The organism is Pseudomonas sp. Leaf58, from assembly GCF_003627215.1.
Taxonomy (GTDB): domain Bacteria; phylum Pseudomonadota; class Gammaproteobacteria; order Pseudomonadales; family Pseudomonadaceae; genus Aquipseudomonas.
The window spans coordinates 4,572,260-4,592,442 of record NZ_CP032677.1 but is presented as its reverse complement, the minus strand read 5'-3'; the positions used below and the strand labels follow the sequence as shown (position 1 = coordinate 4,592,442).

Below are 20,183 nucleotides of genomic sequence, written 5' to 3'. Positions count from 1 at the left end.
CATGCAGGTAGGGGTTTTGTCTTTTCCGGTCGGAAACTCTTGTCTCCATGCGCGCCATGGTCCTGGGCATGCCCCGTGATATCGTGCCGCATCAGAATTCACTGCCTTCCAGGGAACGCTCAATGGCCATCACCAACCTCCACCCCGGCTTCATGATCGTCCACGGTAACCGCCTCGACGATCTGCGCAGCCTGGTGGTGAGCTGGATGCGTCGCTACCCCTTGGCGCCGCTGGAGAACGAAATCGCCCTGGTCCAAAGCAATGGCATCGCCCAGTGGCTGAAATTGGCGCTTGCCGAAGACCCCCGGGAAGACGACCAGGGCGGCTGTGGCATCGCCGCCGCAATCGATGTGCAACTGCCCGGCAGTTTCATGTGGCAGCTGTACCGAAGCGTGCTCGGGCGTGACGAAATTCCTGAAGTTTCGCTGCTCGACAAAGCACCGCTGACCTGGCGCCTGATGCGCCTATTACCGGCCTTGATCGAGCGCCCGCATTTCGAGCCATTGCGGCGCTTTCTGACTGACGACAGCGACCTGCGCAAGCGTTACCAGCTCGCCGAGCGCCTGGCTGACCTGTTCGACCAGTACCAGGTCTACCGTGCCGACTGGCTCAAGGACTGGGCTGCAGGCGAGCACATCCTCAACACGGCTCGCGGCGAGCGCAAACCGCTGCCCCCAGGTAACCGTTGGCAGGCCGAGCTATGGCGTGCATTGCTGGAGGATGTCGGCGAGCAGGGCATGGCGCAGAGCCGCGCCGGGGTACACCAACGCTTTATCGAACGGATCAACAGCCTGGAACAGGCACCTGCAGGGCTGCCCTCGCGAGTGATCGTGTTCGGCATCTCCTCGTTGCCAGCCCAAGCCCTGGAAGCGCTGGCCGGCTTGGCACGCTTCAGCCAAGTGCTGCTGTGCGTGCACAACCCCTGCCGCCACCATTGGGCCGATATCGTTGCCGACAAAGACCTGCTGCGCCACCAGTACAAACGCCAGCAACGCAAGCAAGGCATGCCCCTGCAGCTGGACGACCAGTCGCTGCACCAGCATGCCCACCCCTTGCTCGCCGCATGGGGCAAACAAGGCCGCGACTACATCAACCTGCTCGACAGCTACGACGACCCCGGCAGTTACCAGGGCGTGTTCAGCGATGGCCGCATCGACCTGTTCAGCGACGGCTCGCCCACCACGCTACTCAACCAGTTGCAGGACGACATCCTCGAACTGCGCCCGCTCGCCGAAACCCGCGAGCAGTGGCATCCCGTCGACACCACGAAGGACCGCTCGATCCGCTTTCACATAGCCCACAGCCCGCAACGTGAAGTCGAGATTCTGCACGACCAGTTGCTCGCCCGGTTCAGCGCCGACCCAACCCTGCGCCCACGTGACGTGATCGTCATGCTGCCGGCCATCGACACCTACGCACCCCATATCCGCGCGGTATTTGGCCAGTTGCCGCGCAACGACCTGCGCTACATCCCGTTCACCCTCACTGACCAGGGCCAGCGCGGCCGCGAACCCCTGCTGATTGCCCTGGAGCACCTGCTCAAACTGCCAGATAGCCGCTTCGCCGTCAGCGAAGTGCTCGACCTACTGGACGTACCAGCAGTCCGCGCCCGTTTCGGCATTCGCGAAAACGATCTGCCCACCCTGCATCGCTGGATCGAAGGGGCCGGCATCCGTTGGGGCCTCAATGCCGAGCAGCGGGCCAGCCTGGGCTTGCCGGCAGGGCTTGAACAAAACAGCTGGCGGTTCGGCCTGCGGCGCATGCTGTTGGGTTACGCTGTGGGCGTGGGGGAAGCCTGTGATGGCATCGAACCTTACGATGAAATCGGTGGCCTGGATGCAGCACTGATCGGCCCGCTGGTTGCTTTGCTGGACGCGCTCGACGTGGCTTGCCAGGCCTTGTCCGAACCGGCCACCGTCAGCCAGTGGGGCGAGCGCCTGCACGCCTTACTGCAGGTGTTCTTCCTGGCCGAAGGTGAGCGCGACGAGTTCCTGCTGATGCAGTTGCAGGACCTGCGCGATAGCTGGCTTGAAGTGTGCGAAGCGGTCGGCCTGCAAGACCCATTGCCGCTGACCGTCGTGCGGGAAGCCTGGCTGTCGGGCCTTGACCAGGGCAAGTTGTCCCAGCGTTTCCTCGCCGGCTCGGTGAACTTCTGCACCCTCATGCCCATGCGTGCCATCCCGTTCCGAGTGGTCTGCCTGTTGGGCATGAACGATGGTGATTACCCGCGCGCCCAGCAACCGCTGGACTTCGACCTTATGGCCAGCGACTACCGCCCCGGTGACCGCTCGCGCCGCGAGGATGACCGCTACCTGCTGCTTGAAGCGTTGCTCTCGGCGCGTGACCAGCTGTATGTCAGTTGGGTCGGGCGCAGTATCCGCGACAACAGCGAACGCCCGGCTTCGGTGCTGATTGGCCAGTTGCGTGATCACATCGCTGCGGGCTGGCAGCTGGCGGGTGCAGAGCAGGGGCAGCCAGCTGAGCCGGGCGAGCAACTGCTACACGCGCTGACCCAGGAGCATCCACTGCAACCGTTCAGCCCGCGCTACTTCCAAAAGGGCAGCCCGCTGTTCAGCTTTGCCCACGAGTGGCAGGTACTGCACCAGCAGGGCCAGGAAGGGGAGGAGGGTGAGCAAGGCCTGGCGCCTTACCTCGACGATGAAGCCCTGAGCCTTACCCAGCTGAACGACTTTTTGCGTCACCCGGTACGGCACTTCTTCAGCCAGCGCCTGAAGGTGTACTTCGAGGCGCTGGAGGCGCCGACCCCGGACGAGGAACCCTTCGTCCTCGATACCTTGCAACGCTACGGTGCCAGTGAAAGCCTGCTCGGTGCAGCGCTGGCCGCCCCGGATAACGCCGAGCAGGCGCTACAGGCCCAGGCTCGGCGCCTGCAGGCTTGTGGTTTGCTGCCGCTGGCCGGTTTCGGCGAGCAACTGCAAAGTGAGCTGATCGAGCCCCTGCCCGACTTGCTGCAACGCCATCAGCAGTTGTTGCAACGTTGGCCACAATTGATCGAGGGCGCGTTGCCGGTGCATTTCGAACATGCCCAGCACCGTCTCGAAGGCTGGCTGGGCCGAGTGTTCCAAGCGGAAGATCAGAGCCTGCTCAGCATCACCACGGTACCCAACACCATCAGCGCTGGGCGCAATAACCTCAAGTGGCACCGCCTGATCGCACCCTGGGTCACGCATTTGGCGGCCTGCGCGGCGGGCTATGCCTATAACAGTGCATTAGTGGCCAGTGATTTGACCTTGCTGCTTGCGCCGTTACCGCAAGCGCAGGCGGCGCAACTGCTGGGCGACCTGTTGGAAGCGCGTCAAGCGGCGATGAATGCGCCATTGCCGGTTGCAGCCAAGACCGCCTTCGCCTGGCTGGCCCAGGACGATGCGGACAAAGCCCTGGCCGCAGCAGCCCGTGCCTACGAAGGCGACGAGCGCACCAGCTTCGGCGAGCGCAGTGAAAGCATCGCCCTGGCCCGGCAGTTTCGTGACTTCGCCGCGCTCACCGCGGATGAAACCTTTGAAGACTGGTGCGAAGCCTTGTACCGCCCCTTGTTCAACGCCCCTTGGCAGACCTTGGGCAACCCGGAGAATGGCGCATGACCCAGGACCGTCCCCTGGCATTGAGTTTCCCGCTGCATGGCAGCCAGCTGATCGAGGCCAGCGCCGGCACCGGCAAGACCTTTACTATTTCGGCGCTGTACCTGCGCCTGATCCTCGGCCATGGTGGCGAGCAGGGCTTCGAGCGCGAACTGCTGCCACCGCAGATCCTTGTGGTGACCTTCACCGACGCCGCCACCAAAGAGCTGCGCGAGCGCATCCGTGCCCGCCTGGCTGAAGCCGCACGGTTCTTCCGTGGCGAACTGGCCGCGGCCGACCCGCTGCTGCACCAGCTGCGTGACGACTACCCGGAAGACGCCTGGCCACGCTGTGCCGGCCGCCTGGAAATCGCTGTGCAATGGATGGACGAGGCGGCGGTGTCGACCATTCACGGCTGGTGCCAGCGCATGCTGCGCGAGCACGCTTTCGATAGCGGCAGCCTGTTCACCCAGACCCTGGAAACCGACCACAGCGACCTGCTGGGCCAGGTCATGCGCGATTATTGGCGGCGTTTCTGCTATGGCATGCAGGGCGAAGCGCTGGCCTGGGTACGCGCCAACTGGGGTAGCCCCGACGCCTTGCTGCCGCGTATTCGGCCGCTGTTCGGTCGCGTGCGTGCCCAGCACAATGGGCTGGAACCTGCGGAGCTTATCAACGCCTCGCTGCAGCAACGCGCTGAGCAGTTGGCGCGGCTCAAGGCGCCTTGGGCGCAATGGGCCGAGGAACTGCGACAGATCTGCCGTGATGCCCTGGCTGCCAAGCAGGTCGACGGCCGCAAGATGCAAGCGCGATATTTCGAGCCGTGGTTCGACAAGCTGTGCGCCTGGGCCGGTGACGAGCAACTGGTGGAGCTCGACCTGGGCACCGGTTTTACCCGCCTGACCCCAGCGGGTATGGCCGAAGCCTGGAAGGGCGAGCCGCCCACCCACCCAGCCCTCGACGCCATGCAGAACTTGCAGCAACAATTGCAGGCCCTGGACGGCCCAGATGCTCCCTTGCTCGAGCACGCCGCCAGCTGGGTATCGGCCCGCTTCGAAGTGGAAAAACGCCGGCGTGCGGAGATGGGCTTCGATGACATGCTGCTGCGCCTGCAGCAAGCGTTGGCCAGCGAGGCCGGCGAGCGCCTGGCCTGCCTGATCCGGGAACAGTTCCCGGTCGCGCTGATCGACGAATTCCAAGACACCGACCCCGTGCAGTACGGCATCTTCGAGCGCATCTACCAAATCAGCGAGAACCGTGCGCAAACCGGCCTGTTCATGATCGGTGACCCCAAGCAGGCGATCTACGCCTTCCGCGGCGCCGACATCTACACCTACCTCGCCGCACGGCGTGCCACCAGCGGCCGCCTGCACAGCCTGGACACCAACTACCGGTCCAGCAAGGCCATGGTCGCGGCGGTCAACCAGGTGTTCCTGCACGCCGAGGCGCGTGAAGCGGGGCGGGGGGCATTTCTGTTCCGCGAGGCCGATGACAACCCGTTGCCATTCATCGAAGTGCGTGCCAAAGGCCGTGGCGAGCAGCTGTTGATCGACGGTGAAGCTTGCGCAGCCCTGCAATGCTGGCAACTGGAAAGCCAAGAACCGGTCTCCAGCAGCGTCTACCGCCAACAGTTAGCCGCCAGCTGCGCCAGCCATATCGTCGCCTTGCTCAATGGCGGCCAGGAGGGTACGGCGGGCTTTGGCAATGCCGACGGCGAACTGCGCCCCTGCCTGCCATCAGACATCGCCATCCTGGTGCGTGATGGCCATGAAGCGCAGATGGTCCGTGCCGAGCTGGCCGCGCGCCAGGTGCGCAGTGTGTACCTGTCCGACAAGGACTCGGTGTTTGCTGCCCAGGAAGCCCACGATTTGCTGGCCTGGCTCAAGGCCTGCGCCGAGCCCGACTCCGAGCGCCTGCTCAAGGCGGCCCTGGCCAGCCTCACCCTCGGCCTGTCGCTGGCTGCACTGGACCGGTTGAACCAGGACGAGCGTGTCTGGGAAGGTTGGGTCATGCGTTTTCGCCATTACCGCGACACCTGGCAGCGCCAGGGGGTGCTGCCGATGTTGCGCCACCTGTTGCATGACTTCCAACTGCCGCGCACGTTGATCCGCCGCACCGATGGCGAGCGGGTGCTGACCAATCTGCTGCACTTGGCCGAATTGCTGCAACAGGCCGCTGGTGAACTGGACGGCGAACAGGCGCTGATCCGCCACTTGGCCGAGCACTTGGCCAATTCTGGCCAGGCCGGCGAAGAGCAGATCCTGCGCTTGGAGAGCGACGAACAGTTGGTGAAGGTGGTGACCATCCACAAGTCCAAGGGCTTGGAATACCCGTTGGTCTACTTGCCGTTCATCTGCACCAGCAAGCCGGTGGATGGCAGTCGCCTGCCGCTGGCCTGGCATGACAGTGAGGGCAACGCTCATCTCACCCTCACCCCGGATCAGCCGCAGATCGACCGCGCCGACGACGAGCGCCTGGCCGAAGACTTGCGCCTGCTCTACGTGGCCCTGACCCGGGCCCAGCATGCTTGCTGGCTGGGTGTCGCTGACCTCAAGCGTGGCAACCAGAAAAGCTCGCAGCTTCATCGCTCGGCATTTGGCTACCTGCTCGGTGGCGGGCTTGCGTTGCCGGGCTCGGCGCAATTGACGGCCTGGCTGCAGGCCTTGGCCGCCACCTGCCCGCACATTAGCTGCCCGGGCCTGCCGCCGGCGAATGAGCAAGCGTATCGCATGCCGCATGCCGAGCGTGAGCTGCTGCCGGCGCGCAAGCCGCGCCGTGCGGCGGGGGCCGAGCATTGGTGGATCGCGTCTTATAGCGCCCTACGTGTTGGCGACCAGACCCTCGGTGCCGACAGCTCCCTGGCCCAGCAGTTGCTCGATGACGAAGTGGTCGACGCTCAGGTGCTGCGCGAAGTCCCGGCCGACAGCGGCGATATCCACCGCTTCCCGCGCGGGCCCAACCCCGGCACGTTCCTCCATGGCTTGCTGGAGTGGGCGGGCCGCGAGGGCTTCAGCCAGGTCGGCGGCAATGCACAGCTGATCGAGCGGACCGTTGGCCAGCGCTGTAACCGCCGTGACTGGACCGGTTGGATAACTACGCTGACCCAGTGGCTGCAACGCCTGTTGGGCGAGGCGCTGCCGTTGCCGGGCAATGGCCTGAGCGTGACGCTCGGGCAATTGCGCCACTACCAGATCGAGATGGAGTTCTGGTTCGCCAGCCACCAAGTCGATGCCGAACAACTTGACCGCCTGGTGGCACGCCACACCCATCCCGGCCTGGGGCGCCCGGCGGCGCAACCAACCGTGCTCAATGGCATGTTCAAAGGTTTCATCGACCTGGCGTTCGAGCTGGACGGGCGTTATTACGTGACCGATTACAAGTCCAACTGGCTGGGCCCCGACATCCAGGCCTACGATGCCCAGGCCATGGAAAAGGCCATCCTCGAGCATCGCTACGACTTGCAGTACGTGCTGTACCTGCTGGCCCTGCACCGCCAGTTGCGCGCGCGCCTGCCGGATTACGACTACGACCGCCATGTCGGCGGCGCCCTGTTCATCTTCCTGCGAGGCGCCAGCAGCAGCGGCCACGGCGTGTACCACGTCAAGCCACCGCGTGAGCTGATCGAAAGCCTCGATGCGCTGTTCCGTGGCGAGCACCCGCCCGTCCAGCAGGACCTGTTTGCCGGAGCCGTGATATGAGCCGAAGCCTCGTCGACCTGTTGCCCACCCCGCTGCACGCCGAGCACCTGTTGGCGCTGGCGCCACAGCAGAACAGCGGCGACCTGCTGCAACTGCTCGATCGCTGGGTAGAGCGCGGTTGGTTGCGTGCCCTGGACCGTGCGTTCGTGTCGTTCCTGGAAGAGCGCGCCCCTCGTAGCGACCCCTTGCTGTTGCTCGCCGCCGCCCTGGCTAGCCACCAGTTGGGCCACGGCCATGTCTGCCTGGACTTGCAGCAAACCCTGGCCGAGCCCGACTTCGCCCTGTCGTTACCGCCCGAAGGCGACGCCTTGACCGGCCCCTTGCTGCTGCCCTCGCAGTTGCTGGCCAACCTCGACCTGCACGCCTGGCGCCAACGCATTGCTGCCAGCCCGCTGGTGGCTGCCGGCGACAGCCCAGGGCAGCAAGCACGGCCATTGGTGCTCAGTGGCGAACGCCTGTACTTGCGCCGTTACTGGCGTTACGAGCGGCGCATCGACCATACCTTGCGCCAGCGCCTGACCCAAGCCGAAGCACCACTGGCCGATCTGCCTGGGCGCCTGGCTTCGCTGTTCGACGGCGGTGCGCCAGCTGGCCAGGTGGACTGGCAAAAGCTCGCTTGCGCCCTGGCCACCCGCGCCGGTTTCAGCATCATCACCGGCGGCCCCGGCACCGGCAAGACCACTACCGTGGTGCGCCTGCTGGCCTTGCTGCAAGCGCCGGCGGTGGAGCAGGGCCGGCCGTTGCGCATCCGCCTGGCCGCGCCGACCGGCAAAGCGGCTGCGCGCTTGACCGAATCCATCGGCCAGCAGGTCGAGCGCCTGCAGGTCAGCAGCGAGGTACGCGGGCACATCCCCACCGAGGTCAGCACCGTGCACCGCCTGCTGGGCAGCCGCCCTAACTCGCGGCACTTCCGCCACCATGCCGGCAACCCGTTGCCGTTGGACGTGCTGGTGGTCGACGAGGCCTCGATGATCGACCTGGAAATGATGGCGAACCTGCTCGATGCCTTGCCGCCACGGGCACGCCTGGTGCTGCTGGGTGACAAGGACCAGTTGGCTTCGGTCGAGGCCGGCGCAGTACTGGGAGACCTGTGCCGCGATGCCGAAGAGGGCTGTTACTCGACCGCCACCCAAGCCTGGCTGGAACACATCGGTGGCCAGTCGCTGGCGGGCAGTGGCCTCAAGGCCGGCGATGAACAGCGCAACCCGCTGGCGCAACAGGTGGTGATGCTGCGCTTTTCGCGGCGCTTCGGCGAAGGCAGCGGCATTGGCCTACTGGCCCGGCTGGTGAACCGCCAGCAATCCTATGCCGCACGCAACCTGCTGGCTGCGCCGCCATCCGACGTGCACAGCCTGGCCCTGAAGCACGAACAGGACCGCGCCTTCGACCGCCTGCTGCTCGACGGCCTCAACCGCGGCAGCGATGGCCCGCAAGGTTACCGCAGTTACCTGCGTACCCTAGGCCGCTACCGGCCGGCACTCGACACCGCCTTCGACGACCCGGCGTGGGAGCAATGGGCGGGCAAGGTGCTGCACAGCTTCGAGGACTTCCAGCTGCTGTGCGCGGTACGTCGTGGTGCCTGGGGTGTAGAAGGCCTGAACGAGCGGGTGGCGCGAGTGCTGCACAATGCCGGGCTAATCGACAGCCAACAGCCCTGGTATGAAGGGCGCCCGGTGTTGGTGACTCGCAACGACTACGGCCTGGGCCTGATGAACGGTGACATCGGCATCGCCCTGCGTCTGCCGGATGAGCGCGGCGAGCCCTTGCTGCGCGTGGCCTTCCCACGTAACGACGGCAGTGGCGGGGTGCGCTTCGTGCTGCCCAGCCGGCTGAACGAGGTGGAAACGGTATTCGCCATGACCGTGCACAAATCCCAGGGCTCGGAGTTCGGCCACACGGCCTTGGTGTTGCCGGATGCGCTGAACCCGGTGCTGACCAAGGAACTGGTGTACACCGGCATCACCCGCGCCAAGCACTGCTTCAGCCTGGTCGAGCCGCGCCAGGGCATTTTCGAAGAGGCGGTGGCGCGCAAGGTTCGGCGTATTTCCGGGCTGATGCTCGAACAGATCTGAGACCGGAGGCCCGGCTCCTACACCAAGGTTCAGTTGGCCCTTAAGCCTGCGTCAAAACGGTGTAGGAGCGGCCTTGTGTCGCGATAGGGGCGCGAAGCGCCCCCTCATTCTGCAAAGCGCATCTCGCGGGTTTCGCCCATCAACAACGGCGCATTCGCCTCCGTCACCCCGCGGATGTAATCCCACAACAAGGTAATCCGCTTCAACTTCCTCAAATCCTCCCGGCAATACATCCAAAATTGGCGCGTCACCTCGATCTCTTCCGGCAACACCGTCACCAACCGCGGGTCCTGCGCAGCCAGGAAGCACGGCAGGATCGCCAGCCCACGCCCCTGCAACGCCGCCGTGTACTGGGCAATCACGCTGGTACTGCGCAAATGCGCGTTGGCGTTGGGAATCAGGTTGGCCAGGTACAGCAGCTCCGAGCTGAACGCCAGGTCATCCACGTAACTGATGAACGGGTGCCTGGCCAAATCCGTCACTTGGCGAATTGGCGCGTGGCTGTCCAGGTAGTCTTGGGTCGCGTACAGCCGCAAACGGTAGTCGCACAGCTTGCAGCACACATAAGGCCCATGCTCCGGGCGCTCCAGGGCAATGACGATGTCGGCCTCGCGCTTGGACAAGCTGATGAAGTGCGGCAGCGGCAGGATATCCACTGAAATTGCCGGGTAGGCATCGACGAAGTGGCTTAGCTGCGGGGTAACGAAGAAGCTGCCGAAGCCTTCAGTGCAGCCCATGCGCACATGCCCCGACAACGCCACACCTGACCCCGACACCTGCTCGCAGGCCATGTGCAGGGTACTCTCGATTGACTCGGCATAGCCCAGCAGGCGCTGGCCCTCGGCGGTGAGGACAAAACCGTTGGTCCGGGATTTTTCGAACAGCAAGGTGCCCAGCGCCCCCTCCAGCGAACTGATGCGCCGCGACACCGTGGTGTAGTCCACGTTAAGGCGCTTGGCCGCGCTGCTGGCTTTGCGGGTGCGGGCCACTTCGAGGAAGAACTTCAAGTCGTCCCAGTTGAGCGCGCTCAGAGATGTGAGGTCTTTTTGCATGATGATCCGGTTTTTTTGTGCGTTCTTGTTGGATGTTTGCACATCTATACTCGAAACATGCCTCAGGACGCCACCTCGCGTTTGCCCGGCGCTGGCGATCTCGTCCGACAATAATTCCAAGGAGAACGCAGATGAACGCACCGCAATCCCCTAACCAGACCAAAATCGAGCAGGTCAAGCTGCTGATCGACGGCCAATGGGTCGAGTCGAACACCACCGAGTGGCGCGACATCGTCAACCCGGCCACCCAAGAAGTGCTGGCGCGCGTACCGTTCGCCACCGTCGCCGAAGTCGACGCAGCCGTGGCCGCTGCCCACCGCGCCTTCCAGACCTGGCGTAATACGCCGATCGGCGCGCGCATGCGCATCATGCTCAAGCTGCAAGCGCTGATCCGTGAACACACCAAACGCATTGCTCACGTCCTCAGTGCCGAACAGGGCAAGACCCTGGCCGACGCCGAAGGCGATATTTTCCGTGGCCTGGAGGTGGTCGAGCACGCCGCGTCCATCGGCACCCTGCAGATGGGCGAGTTCGCCGAGAACGTCGCCGGCGGCGTCGACACCTATACCTTGCGCCAGCCTATCGGCGTGTGCGCTGGCATTACTCCGTTCAACTTCCCGGCAATGATCCCGCTGTGGATGTTCCCTATGGCCATCGTCTGCGGCAACACCTTCGTGCTCAAGCCGTCCGAGCAGGACCCGCTGTCGACCATGCTGTTGGTCGAGCTGGCGCTGGAAGCCGGCGTACCGCCTGGCGTGCTCAACGTGGTGCACGGTGGCAAGCAGGTGGTGGATGCCATTTGTACCCATCAGGACATCAAGGCGATTTCTTTCGTCGGCTCCACCGAAGTGGGCACCCACGTGTACAACCTCGGTAGCCAGCACGGCAAGCGCGTGCAATCGATGATGGGCGCCAAGAACCACGCGGTGGTGCTGCCCGATGCCAACCGCACGCAAACCATCAACGCCCTGGTCGGTGCCGCCTTCGGCGCGGCGGGCCAGCGCTGCATGGCCACCTCGGTGGCGGTGCTGGTGGGCAAGGCCCGCGAATGGCTGCCGGATATCAAGGAAGCGGCCAGCAAGCTCAAGGTCAATGCCGGCTGTGAGCCAGGCACCGACGTGGGCCCGGTGGTTTCCAAACGTGCCAAGGAGCGAGTGCTGGGCTTGATCGAAAGCGGTATCAAGGAAGGCGCCAAGCTGGAACTCGACGGCCGTGGCGTCACCGTGCCGGGTTACGAGCAAGGCAACTTCGTTGGCCCAACCCTGTTCTCGGGTGTGAAAACCGACATGCAGGTGTACACCCAGGAAATCTTCGGCCCGGTGCTGGTGACCCTGGAGGTCGATACCCTCGACGAGGCCATCGCCCTGGTCAACGCCAACCCGTTCGGCAACGGCACCGGCCTGTTCACCCAGAGCGGCGCGGCAGCGCGCAAATTCCAGAGCGAAATCGACATCGGCCAGGTCGGCATCAACATCCCGATCCCAGTACCGGTGCCGTCCTTCAGCTTCACCGGCTCGCGTGGCTCCAAGCTCGGCGACCTCGGCCCATACGGCAAGCAAGTGGTGCAGTTCTACACTCAGACCAAAACCGTCACTGCCCGCTGGTTCGATGACGACAGCGTCAACGACGGTGTGAACACCACCATCAGCCTGCGCTAAGGAGAAAGCCATGCGTATCGCATTCATCGGCCTCGGCAACATGGGCGCGCCCATGGCCCGCAACCTGATCAAGGCTGGGCATCAGTTGAACCTGTTCGACCTGAACAAGGTCGTGCTGGCCGAGCTAGCCGAATTGGGCGGGCAGATCAGCCCCTCGCCCAAGGACGCGGCAGCCAACAGCGAGCTGGTGATCACCATGCTGCCGGCCGCTGCCCATGTGCGCAGCGTCTACCTGAACGAAGACGGCGTGCTGGCCGGCATTCGCCCCGGCACACCAACCGTGGACTGCAGCACCATCGACCCGCAGACCGCGCGCGATGTGTCCAAGGCCGCGGCGGCCAAGGGCGTGGACATGGGCGATGCGCCGGTGTCCGGTGGCACCGGTGGTGCGGCGGCAGGCACCCTGACCTTCATGGTCGGTGCCAGTGCCGAGCTGTTCGCCACCCTCAAGCCGGTATTGGAGCAGATGGGCCGCAACATCGTGCATTGCGGTGAGGTCGGTACCGGGCAGATCGCCAAGATCTGCAACAACCTGCTGCTGGGCATTTCGATGGTTGGCGTGTCCGAGGCCATGGCCCTGGGTAATGCACTGGGCATCGACACCAAGGTGCTGGCTGGCATCATCAACAGTTCGACCGGGCGCTGCTGGAGCTCGGACACCTACAACCCGTGGCCGGGCATTATCGAAACCGCGCCTGCATCGCGTGGCTATACCGGCGGCTTTGGCGCCGAACTGATGCTCAAGGACCTGGGGCTGGCCACTGAGGCCGCGCGCCAGGCGCACCAACCGGTGATCCTCGGGGCCGTAGCTCAGCAGCTGTACCAGGCCATGAGCCTGCGCGGCGAAGGCGGCAAAGACTTCTCGGCCATCGTCGAGGCTTATCGCAAGAAGGATTGACGCAAGAGGTGGGCTTCATCGCGGGCCAGGTGGCCTTCCCTCTGTAACTGCGCACCAGAGGGAAGGGCGCCTGATCCGCGATTTTTTTTGTGCTCGATTCTGTAGGCAGTTCATGAGCCTGCGGGAGTGGTTTTACCCGCGAATGCGACGGTGAAGCCACTGCAGCATTCGCGGGCAAGCCCGCTCCTACAAAGGGCGGTGTAGGCCGTTTGGTCAGGCGAAGACGAAGTACTTGCGCACAGTCTCGACCACTTCCCAGGTGCCTTTCATCCCCGGCTCGATCACGAACACATCACCCGCTTTCAGGTGCTTCGGCTCTTCGCCTTCCGGGGTGATGATGCAGTAGCCATCAAGGAAGTGGCAGAACTCCCACTTCTCGTAGTTGACCTCGAACTTACCCGGCGTGCAGATCCAGGTGCCCATGATCTTGCTGCCGTCGGCCGACAGGTAGGCGTTGAGGTTGACGGTGTGCGGATCGCCGCCAATGCGCTTCCACTTGGTGGCGTCCACGACCGGCGTCGGGCAGGTTTCGCGCAGGACGGTGATGAAATCGGACATGGCACAACTCCTGGTGACTGGCTGAATGACCCGTCACCATAGGGCCAAGCGCCAAACCGCAGTTGCCTGGGCTCGACCTCCATCTGTCTGGTCGCGCTATGCCAGGCGGTTGACCTCGACGGTGACGTGGGCCAGTTCTTCGTGCACCCCCAGGGCTTGGCGCACACTGTCGGCGCTGAGTGCGCCCTGGGTGGCCAGGCCGAGAATGCAGGCGTACTGGTCCTTGCCCACACGCCACACATGCAGGTCGGTGATGCTGGCCGGCACCGGCAGTTGCGCCACCACTTCACGTATTTCGTCCACCACCGGCGCATCCATCTCCGCGTCCAGCAGCACCCGGCCGGTATCGCGCAGCAGGCCACGGGCCCACAGCGCCACCAGCAGCGCACCGACCAGGCCCATGACCGGGTCAAGCCAGCTGGCGCCCCAGAACTTGCCGGCCAGCAAGGCGATGATTGCCAGCACCGAGGTGGCGGCGTCGGCGATCACATGCAGGTAGGCCGAACGCAGGTTCAGGTCGTGATGGTGGTGGCCGTGGCCGTGGTGATGATCGTGGCCATGATGAGGGTGATCATGATGCTGGTGGTCATCCCGCAGCAGCCAGGCACAGATCAGGTTGACGGCCAGACCCACGGCGGCGATGAAGATCGCCTCGTCATAGTGGATTGGCCCCGGTGCCAGTAGGCGCTGCACCGACTGAAACGCCATCAACCCGGCCACGCCCAGCAACAGCAGGGCGCTGGAGTAGCCGCCGAGAATCTCGATCTTCCAGGTGCCGAAGGCAAAGCGCCTGTCGCCGGCATAACGCCGTGCGGCGGCGTAGGCCAGCAGCGACAGGCCCAAGGCCAGGGCGTGGGAGCTCATGTGCCAGCCATCGGCCAGCAATGCCATGGAATTGAACAACCAGCCCCCGGCAATCTCCGCCACCATCATCACGGCGGTGAGCCACACCGCCAGGCGGGTTTTGCGCTCGGCACCCAGGTTGCTGGTGTGAAACTGGTGGCTGTGCTGCCAGCGGTCTGAGGTTTGTGTCGCCATGGTTTATCATGCTCCCGGAATATCGAGAAATATACTATACCCCAGTATACCTAGCATGGTGTGAAACCCAATGGCACATACCCTGAAGAGCAAGAAGCAGCTGCTGACCCGGGTGCGCAAGATCAAAGGCCAGGCCGCCGCCCTGGAGACAGCGCTGGAGCAAGACAAGGACTGCCTGGCGATCCTGCAGCAGATCGCCGCCGTGCGTGGCGCGGTGAACGGGCTGATGGCCGAAGTGATGGAAGGGCATATCCGCGAACACCTGGTGGCGGACGGGCTGAGTGCCGAAGCGCGGCAGGACGAGGCGGACAAGGTGGCGGCGTTGTTGCGGTCTTACCTCAAGTAGGTTGCGGTGCGTACACCGAGTGCGCAGTGCGCAGTGCGCTGTGCTCTGGTTAATTCGGTAATGGAGGTAGTCGCGGCTGGCAAGTGCTTACCTTTAGTTTTCTAGCGCCTGTGGGGCCGAGCGCCGCCCGCGGCGCTCGGCCCCACAGGCGCTAGAAAACTAAAGGCGAATACCTACTAAGCCCACCAATACCGCACAAAGTGGAAGAACACTGGCGCCGCAAAGCACACCGAATCCATACGGTCGAGCATGCCGCCGTGGCCTTCGATCATGTGCCCCCAGTCCTTCACCCCACGGTCGCGTTTGATCGCCGACATCACCAGCCCGCCAAAGAAGCCCATGGCGTTTACCGCCAATGCCATCAGCGCCGCCTGCCAGAAGGTGAACGGGGTGATCCAGCACAGCATTGCGCCGATCAGGGTGGCCAGCGCCACGCCGCCGGCCAGGCCTTCAACGGTTTTGGAGGGCGACAGGTTGGGCGCCACCTTGCGCTTGCCGAACAGCTTGCCGCACACGTACTGCAGCACGTCGCTGATCTGCACCACCAAGATCAACCAGGCGATCAACAGCAGGTTGCGGCCCTCGTAGCCGGGGATATCCAGGGTCATCAACGCGGGCACCGACGACACGCAGTACACCGCGATCATCAACCCCCACTGCACCTTCGAGGCTCGTTCGAGAAAGCGCGTGGTGTCACCACCGAAGCTGGCCAGGATCGGCAGCAGCAGGAACAGGTACACCGGGATGAAGATGCTGAACAGCCCGTACCAGTCCATGGCGATAAGCACGTACTGCACCGGCAGCGCCACATAAAACGCTGCCACCAGCGCCGGGTAGTCGCTGCGCCGGGTTGGGGTGAGGGTCATGAATTCGCGCAGGGCGTAGAACGACACGCCATAGAACAGCACGATCACCCCGTACTTGCCGAACAGGAAGGCGATGCCGATTACCAGCACCATCACCCACCAGGCGTTGATACGGGCGTTGAGGTTATCGATTACCGCGTGCGGTGCCGAGCCGGCGCGCCACTTGAGCAGGCGACCGATCACGCTGGCGAGCAACAGCAGGGCACCGATGCCGGCAAACAGGGAAAGGGTGTTGTCGTCCATGTCAGGCCTCCTTGGGTGCCAGGTTCAGCAAGGCCTGGCTGGCCCGCTCAAGAAAGGCCTGCTTGCTCTCATCAGCGTGCAGGTGCAGCGGTTCGCCAAAGCTCAATGTGCACAGCAATGGCAACGGCAGGGCGCGGCCCTTGGGCATCACCCGGTTGAGGTTGGCGATCCATACGGGCACCAACTCGACCTCGGGGTTGGCTGCCGCCAGGTGGTAAAGCCCGCTTCGGAACGGCATCAGCGGCTCGTCACCCAGGTTGCGCGTACCCTCCGGGAAGAAGATCAGCGAGTCGCCCTGGGCCACGGCTTCGAGAACCGGCTGCAACGGGCTGCCTTGGCCGTCACTGCGTTGCCGGTTGATCAGCACGCCATTGAAGACCTTGCGAATGAGGAAGTCACGAATGCCAGGTTTGGCCCAGTAGTCGGCGCCGGCCACCGGCCGGGTACGCTTGCGCAGCGGCTGTGGCAGTGAGGCCCACAGCAGCACGAAGTCACCGTGGCTGCTGTGGTTGGCGAAGTACAGGCGCTGTACTGGCAACGGCGTGCAGCCCAGCCACAGGGCACGGGCGCCGGTGATCAGGCGGGCGGCGGAGGTGATCAGGTAGGCCGTGAGGTTGGCGAGCATGGGTGGGTAATCATCCCTTCAAAGGCAATGTCAGCAGGGCAGCCAAGGCCAGCGTCAGCTGCAGGCCCAGGCACACAGCCTGGCGGCGCAGCAGGGCCAGCGCGGCCTGGCTGCGGGCGGGCCAGGCGCGGGCGTCGGTGGCTTGCGGTTTGAGTTTCAGTTGGAACAGGGCGAGGTCCAGGGCCTGGGTGTCTGCCGCCAGGTCACTGCTCTTGGCGAGGTGGGCGAACAGTTCGGCATCCACGGCCACGCGCACAGCCCAGTACTTGTGCAGCACACCGAGTAACAGCAGCACGCTGCACAGCAGGCTGGCCAGCGGTAGTAGCGGGGCACCCAGCAAAGGCGCCAGGCCATAGGCCAGCGCCAGCAGGCTGAGGCCGTCGGACAAGCGCTCCAGCTGTTTGCCACGGCCCAGCAGGCTGGCCACCACCAGCAGGTTCATGGTTGTGCGCCCAGATGTTGCAGAGCCTGGCGGTGCGCAGGGTGCAGGACGATGCCGGGGCGGGCTTTGCGGATCAGCGCTTCAGCCTGTTGGGCGTCGCTGCAGCGGCCGGTGAGTACCAGCCAGGCGGCCACAGCGCTGGCGCTGCGCGAATAGCCCAAGGCGCAGCAGACCAGCACGGGGCCTTGGCAGCGCAGGCGTTCGATTGCAGTGGCAGCCTGGTACAGCACAGGGCTGTCCGGGACTATCAGGTCCAGGGTAGGAAAACACGCATAGCCAACGGCTGACGCGCTCCTACGAAGGTCTGCGCCATCCCGAACATTACACGGCAGCTCCGCGCACAGATCGACCACTGCTGCGAATGGTGTTCCACGCCATGGAATCCGCCCCAAGTACACGCCATCCCACACTTCATCCGCCTGCGGGTGCCGCCTGGTCCATAACCGTGAATTGGCCCACGCCGCCAACAGGTACGGCGCCAGCAGCCAGTTGGCGGCATTCGACAAACGGCCGTCGGCGCCTTTCTGAAAGCCGCCTGCGCCGCACATGGCATAGTTCAGCGCCACCAAAGCCAACGACACCGCCGGCCAGGCCAACCATAGCCAGGCGCCGCCCAATACGGCGGCTGGCGCCGCACACAACAGGGCGCCAACGGCGTAGCACAGCGCCACGCGCCAGCGCTTGGCATCACGGGCAAGGCGTGCCTGTTGCCAAGGTAGCTGCCCCTGATGCGGCCACAGCCACACACAGGCAAACCCCGCCAATGCCCCGGTGGGCACGTCGACGAAATGGTGCTGCCAGGTGGTCAGCACCGACACCCCAATCAGCGCCATCCAGCCATGCATCAACCAACGCCAGGGCTGGCGCCGCACATGCCGGGCAAACATCGTCCAGATAATCACCAGCAGCGCAATATGCAGCGAGGGCGCCTGGTTGAACGGCTTGTCGAAGCCCATCAGCACATCGAACAGCCAGCCGAACACACCACCCAGCTCTGGCCGTTCGAAGGTGAAGCGCAATGGCCAGAGCAGGAAGCAGCTGACGCTGATCAGCTGTGCGGTTAACAGCGCCAGCGCATGCCGGTCCATTTCCTGGCGGGTGCGCGGCAGCAGGAAAGACAAGCCGTAGAGCAGGTCGATCGACCAGTACGGGATGATCGTCCATGGCCACAACGGCATGTTGCGTTCCCAGCCGAACACCAGGCTGCCGACATCGCTGCGCCCGGCCGTATGGTTGTTCGCCAGCCCGTAGCTGAGGAAAAACAACGGCCCCAGCAGCAGGAGCCAAAACACCCCGCGGCGGATCAGCCCAGGCTCGCGCGATGGGCTCATTCAGCGCACCCGTTGTGCCAGGCAGACGCTGAAAATGCCCCACTCATCAATGCGCTGGGCCAACTTGCGGAACCCTGCTGCCGCTACCAGCTGGTCCATTTCGGCCTGGCTGCGGCGGCGCATTACCCAGGCCTCGCCGCCGCGGTGGCTGGTCAGGGCGCGGGCGATCATTTCCAGTTGCGGGTGCCACGGCTGGCCGGTGTAGACCAGGTAGCCGCCTTCTTCTACCGCGTCGGCAAGGCCTGCCAGCGAGTTGCCTACCTGGTGATTGCTGGGGAACAGTTCGTACAGGCCCGAGACCACGGCCAGGGTCGGTGGTTGTTCCAGTGTGGCCAGGCTTTGGCGGTCGAAGGCATCACCGTGGACGAAACGGGCAATGTCGGCCAGGCCTTTTTCAGCAATCAGCGCGCTGCCCTGCTGCACGTTCAGTTCGCTGTAGTCGCGCAGCAGGATCGAGTCTGGCAGTTGCTTAAGTGCCTGCAGGGCCTCGAGGATGTAGCGGCCATGACCCGCGGCGATATCGACAATGTGCACCGCCCGCTGTTGTTCGCGCAGGCGGGCGATGGCCAGGCGCAGCAGCTCCTCGACGTGTAGCTTGCGCTGGCGAATGCCACGCCAGCCGATGGCGTTGAGGTAGTTCTGGTCGACCAGGCGGCCCAGCTTGCCTTTGCCGGTCGGCTGGTTGCGGTACACGTAGTCAAGGGTGCTGCCAGAGTCGAAACCAGTGTCGAAACCCAGCTTTACGCCGGCGGACAGCCCCTTGCCCACGTGCAGCCCGGCACGCGTGGCGCGCCAGTAAAGCGCGCGGGGCGAATTGCGTGGCAACGGCGCGGCCAGGCTTTCGGCCTCGGCGCAACTGGCGCCAGCCTTGTCGGCATCGAGCAGCGAAGGCACCGCGGCGGGGTGGCTGAAGCAGTGCTCGACGAATCGCTCGATACGCCGCAGTGCATGCGCCCGCTCACGCTCGCCCAGGGTGTCATGGAAGAAGCCCGGGAGGATGTGCATTTCCTTGCGCGCACTGCCCAAACGCTCGAAAAAGCGTTCCTGCGGCTGCCGCTCGACCACCAAGTCGGCCCCGGACACCAGCAGCTGGGTTGGCAGCTGAATGGCTTGGGCGTCTGCCACCACGCGGTCGGCGGCGTCGTACAGGCCCAGCAGCATGGTCACCGAAATCGGCCGGCTGATCAGCGGGTCGGCCACGTACGACATGACCCGCTCGGGGTCGTGGGTAAGTAGGCGTGGTTTGACGTAGCTGTTGACGAAGAAGTTGCCGCGCAAGGCCCTCAGCAGCTTCAGGCCGGGGCGGGCGAACGGCACGTACAGCTTGACCTTGAACGCCGGCGAGGCCAGCACCAGGCAACGCACCTTGGGCGCGTAGTCGTGCGCCCAGGTGGCGACCAGCACCGCACCGACGCTCTGCGCCAGTACCACCAGGTCCTGTTCGGCGATGCCATGCTGAGCCTGGATATGCTCAATGAAGGTTTGTACATCGCGCACGCTGGTGGCGAACCCCGGGCTGTCGCCCCGCGCCCCCGGCGACTGGCCGTGGCCACGGGCGTCCCAGGCGAAGAAGTCGTAGCCTGGCATGTCCAGTTCATCGGCCAGGTGGGCCATGCGCCCACCGTGTTCGTGACCACGGTGGAACATCACCACGGCCCGACGTGGCTGGTGTTCGTTGCGGGTGGCAGGCCAATGACGGTAGTGCAACTCAACACCGTCATGGGTAGAGAAGTGCAGCGCTTGCGCTTGGCGCATGGTCAACGTCCTTTTACGACGGC

At 64.5% G+C, this 20,183-nt stretch carries 14 protein-coding genes; 6 read left to right on the top strand and 8 right to left on the bottom strand.

Annotated elements, in window-relative coordinates:
- The first annotated feature begins 122 nt into the window (after window positions 1–122).
- The 3 genes from recC to recD are packed head-to-tail and all read left to right on the top strand — an operon-like array spanning window position 123 to window position 9,348.
- Window positions 123–3,602 carry an exodeoxyribonuclease V subunit gamma gene (recC, locus tag DV532_RS21370; RefSeq protein WP_056801559.1) on the top strand — a complete coding sequence of 1,160 codons (3,480 nt, stop codon included), beginning with the start codon at window positions 123–125 and terminating at the stop codon, window positions 3,600–3,602.
- Window positions 3,599–7,276: an exodeoxyribonuclease V subunit beta gene (recB, locus tag DV532_RS21365; protein ID WP_056801561.1), complete on the top strand. Its 3,678-nt coding sequence runs from the start codon at window positions 3,599–3,601 to the stop codon at window positions 7,274–7,276. The genes recC and recB overlap by 4 nt, the downstream gene beginning before the upstream one ends.
- The gene (recD, locus tag DV532_RS21360; protein WP_056801563.1) at window positions 7,273–9,348 is read left to right on the top strand and encodes an exodeoxyribonuclease V subunit alpha; all 2,076 of its coding nucleotides are present in this window, start codon (window positions 7,273–7,275) and stop codon (window positions 9,346–9,348) included. The genes recB and recD overlap by 4 nt, the downstream gene beginning before the upstream one ends.
- A gap of 104 nt (window positions 9,349–9,452) precedes the next feature.
- Here recD and DV532_RS21355 read toward each other — a convergent pair whose 3' ends face one another.
- Window positions 9,453–10,400 (bottom strand): LysR family transcriptional regulator, encoded by a 948-nt coding sequence (locus DV532_RS21355; protein WP_056801565.1) that lies wholly within the window; start codon window positions 10,398–10,400, stop codon window positions 9,453–9,455.
- Between the two features lie 131 nt (window positions 10,401–10,531).
- Here DV532_RS21355 and DV532_RS21350 point away from each other — a divergent pair, with 131 nt between their 5' ends.
- Both DV532_RS21350 and mmsB read left to right on the top strand, forming a co-directional pair.
- Window positions 10,532–12,058, top strand: a complete 1,527-nt coding sequence (locus DV532_RS21350; RefSeq protein WP_056801567.1) for a CoA-acylating methylmalonate-semialdehyde dehydrogenase — start codon at window positions 10,532–10,534, stop codon at window positions 12,056–12,058.
- 10 nt (window positions 12,059–12,068) lie between these two features.
- Entirely contained in the window at window positions 12,069–12,956 is an 888-nt protein-coding gene (gene mmsB / locus DV532_RS21345; RefSeq protein WP_056801568.1) for a 3-hydroxyisobutyrate dehydrogenase, read from the top strand.
- A gap of 213 nt (window positions 12,957–13,169) precedes the next feature.
- On the opposite strand, the gene DV532_RS21340 is transcribed toward mmsB, so the two are convergent.
- Together DV532_RS21340 and dmeF are read right to left on the bottom strand one after the other, a co-directional pair.
- Window positions 13,170–13,514, bottom strand: coding sequence for a cupin domain-containing protein (locus DV532_RS21340; protein WP_003258412.1), 345 nt, complete (start codon window positions 13,512–13,514; stop codon window positions 13,170–13,172).
- Window positions 13,515–13,610: 96 nt separating this feature from the next.
- Window positions 13,611–14,552 carry a CDF family Co(II)/Ni(II) efflux transporter DmeF gene (dmeF, locus tag DV532_RS21335; RefSeq protein WP_056801570.1) on the bottom strand — a complete coding sequence of 314 codons (942 nt, stop codon included), beginning with the start codon at window positions 14,550–14,552 and terminating at the stop codon, window positions 13,611–13,613.
- 70 nt (window positions 14,553–14,622) lie between these two features.
- Here dmeF and DV532_RS21330 point away from each other — a divergent pair, with 70 nt between their 5' ends.
- Window positions 14,623–14,898 carry a metal/formaldehyde-sensitive transcriptional repressor gene (locus DV532_RS21330; RefSeq protein ID WP_056801572.1) on the top strand — a complete coding sequence of 92 codons (276 nt, stop codon included), beginning with the start codon at window positions 14,623–14,625 and terminating at the stop codon, window positions 14,896–14,898.
- A gap of 176 nt (window positions 14,899–15,074) precedes the next feature.
- On the opposite strand, the gene DV532_RS21325 is transcribed toward DV532_RS21330, so the two are convergent.
- From DV532_RS21325 to DV532_RS21305, 5 genes are read right to left on the bottom strand one after another with little or no spacing between them, the layout of a single operon-like run.
- Window positions 15,075–16,007, bottom strand: coding sequence for a phosphatidate cytidylyltransferase (locus DV532_RS21325; protein ID WP_056801574.1), 933 nt, complete (start codon window positions 16,005–16,007; stop codon window positions 15,075–15,077).
- Window position 16,008: 1 nt separating this feature from the next.
- Window positions 16,009–16,632 carry a lysophospholipid acyltransferase family protein gene (locus DV532_RS21320; protein WP_056801575.1) on the bottom strand — a complete coding sequence of 208 codons (624 nt, stop codon included), beginning with the start codon at window positions 16,630–16,632 and terminating at the stop codon, window positions 16,009–16,011.
- A gap of 10 nt (window positions 16,633–16,642) precedes the next feature.
- A complete protein-coding gene (locus DV532_RS21315) occupies window positions 16,643–17,074 on the bottom strand; it encodes a hypothetical protein (RefSeq protein WP_056801578.1) in 432 nt (143 codons plus the stop codon).
- Window positions 17,071–18,405, bottom strand: coding sequence for a phosphatase PAP2/dual specificity phosphatase family protein (locus DV532_RS21310; protein WP_056801580.1), 1,335 nt, complete (start codon window positions 18,403–18,405; stop codon window positions 17,071–17,073). The genes DV532_RS21315 and DV532_RS21310 overlap by 4 nt, the downstream gene beginning before the upstream one ends.
- A complete protein-coding gene (locus tag DV532_RS21305) occupies window positions 18,406–20,160 on the bottom strand; it encodes a bifunctional alpha/beta hydrolase/class I SAM-dependent methyltransferase (protein ID WP_056801582.1) in 1,755 nt (584 codons plus the stop codon).
- Window positions 20,161–20,183 lie beyond the last annotated feature (23 nt).

What these genes read in the sequence shown, in the direction of transcription:
- recC (WP_056801559.1), top strand. Translation starts at nt 123, where the DNA reads ATGGCCATCACCAACCTCCACCCCGGCTTCATGATCGTCCACGGTAAC.
- recB (WP_056801561.1), top strand. Translation starts at nt 3,599, where the DNA reads ATGACCCAGGACCGTCCCCTGGCATTGAGTTTCCCGCTGCATGGCAGC.
- recD (WP_056801563.1), top strand. Translation starts at nt 7,273, where the DNA reads ATGAGCCGAAGCCTCGTCGACCTGTTGCCCACCCCGCTGCACGCCGAG.
- DV532_RS21355 (WP_056801565.1), bottom strand. Translation starts at nt 10,400, where the DNA reads ATGCAAAAAGACCTCACATCTCTGAGCGCGCTCAACTGGGACGACTTG.
- DV532_RS21350 (WP_056801567.1), top strand. Translation starts at nt 10,532, where the DNA reads ATGAACGCACCGCAATCCCCTAACCAGACCAAAATCGAGCAGGTCAAG.
- mmsB (WP_056801568.1), top strand. Translation starts at nt 12,069, where the DNA reads ATGCGTATCGCATTCATCGGCCTCGGCAACATGGGCGCGCCCATGGCC.
- DV532_RS21340 (WP_003258412.1), bottom strand. Translation starts at nt 13,514, where the DNA reads ATGTCCGATTTCATCACCGTCCTGCGCGAAACCTGCCCGACGCCGGTC.
- dmeF (WP_056801570.1), bottom strand. Translation starts at nt 14,552, where the DNA reads ATGGCGACACAAACCTCAGACCGCTGGCAGCACAGCCACCAGTTTCAC.
- DV532_RS21330 (WP_056801572.1), top strand. Translation starts at nt 14,623, where the DNA reads ATGGCACATACCCTGAAGAGCAAGAAGCAGCTGCTGACCCGGGTGCGC.
- DV532_RS21325 (WP_056801574.1), bottom strand. Translation starts at nt 16,007, where the DNA reads ATGGACGACAACACCCTTTCCCTGTTTGCCGGCATCGGTGCCCTGCTG.
- DV532_RS21320 (WP_056801575.1), bottom strand. Translation starts at nt 16,632, where the DNA reads ATGCTCGCCAACCTCACGGCCTACCTGATCACCTCCGCCGCCCGCCTG.
- DV532_RS21315 (WP_056801578.1), bottom strand. Translation starts at nt 17,074, where the DNA reads ATGAACCTGCTGGTGGTGGCCAGCCTGCTGGGCCGTGGCAAACAGCTG.
- DV532_RS21310 (WP_056801580.1), bottom strand. Translation starts at nt 18,405, where the DNA reads ATGAGCCCATCGCGCGAGCCTGGGCTGATCCGCCGCGGGGTGTTTTGG.
- DV532_RS21305 (WP_056801582.1), bottom strand. Translation starts at nt 20,160, where the DNA reads ATGCGCCAAGCGCAAGCGCTGCACTTCTCTACCCATGACGGTGTTGAG.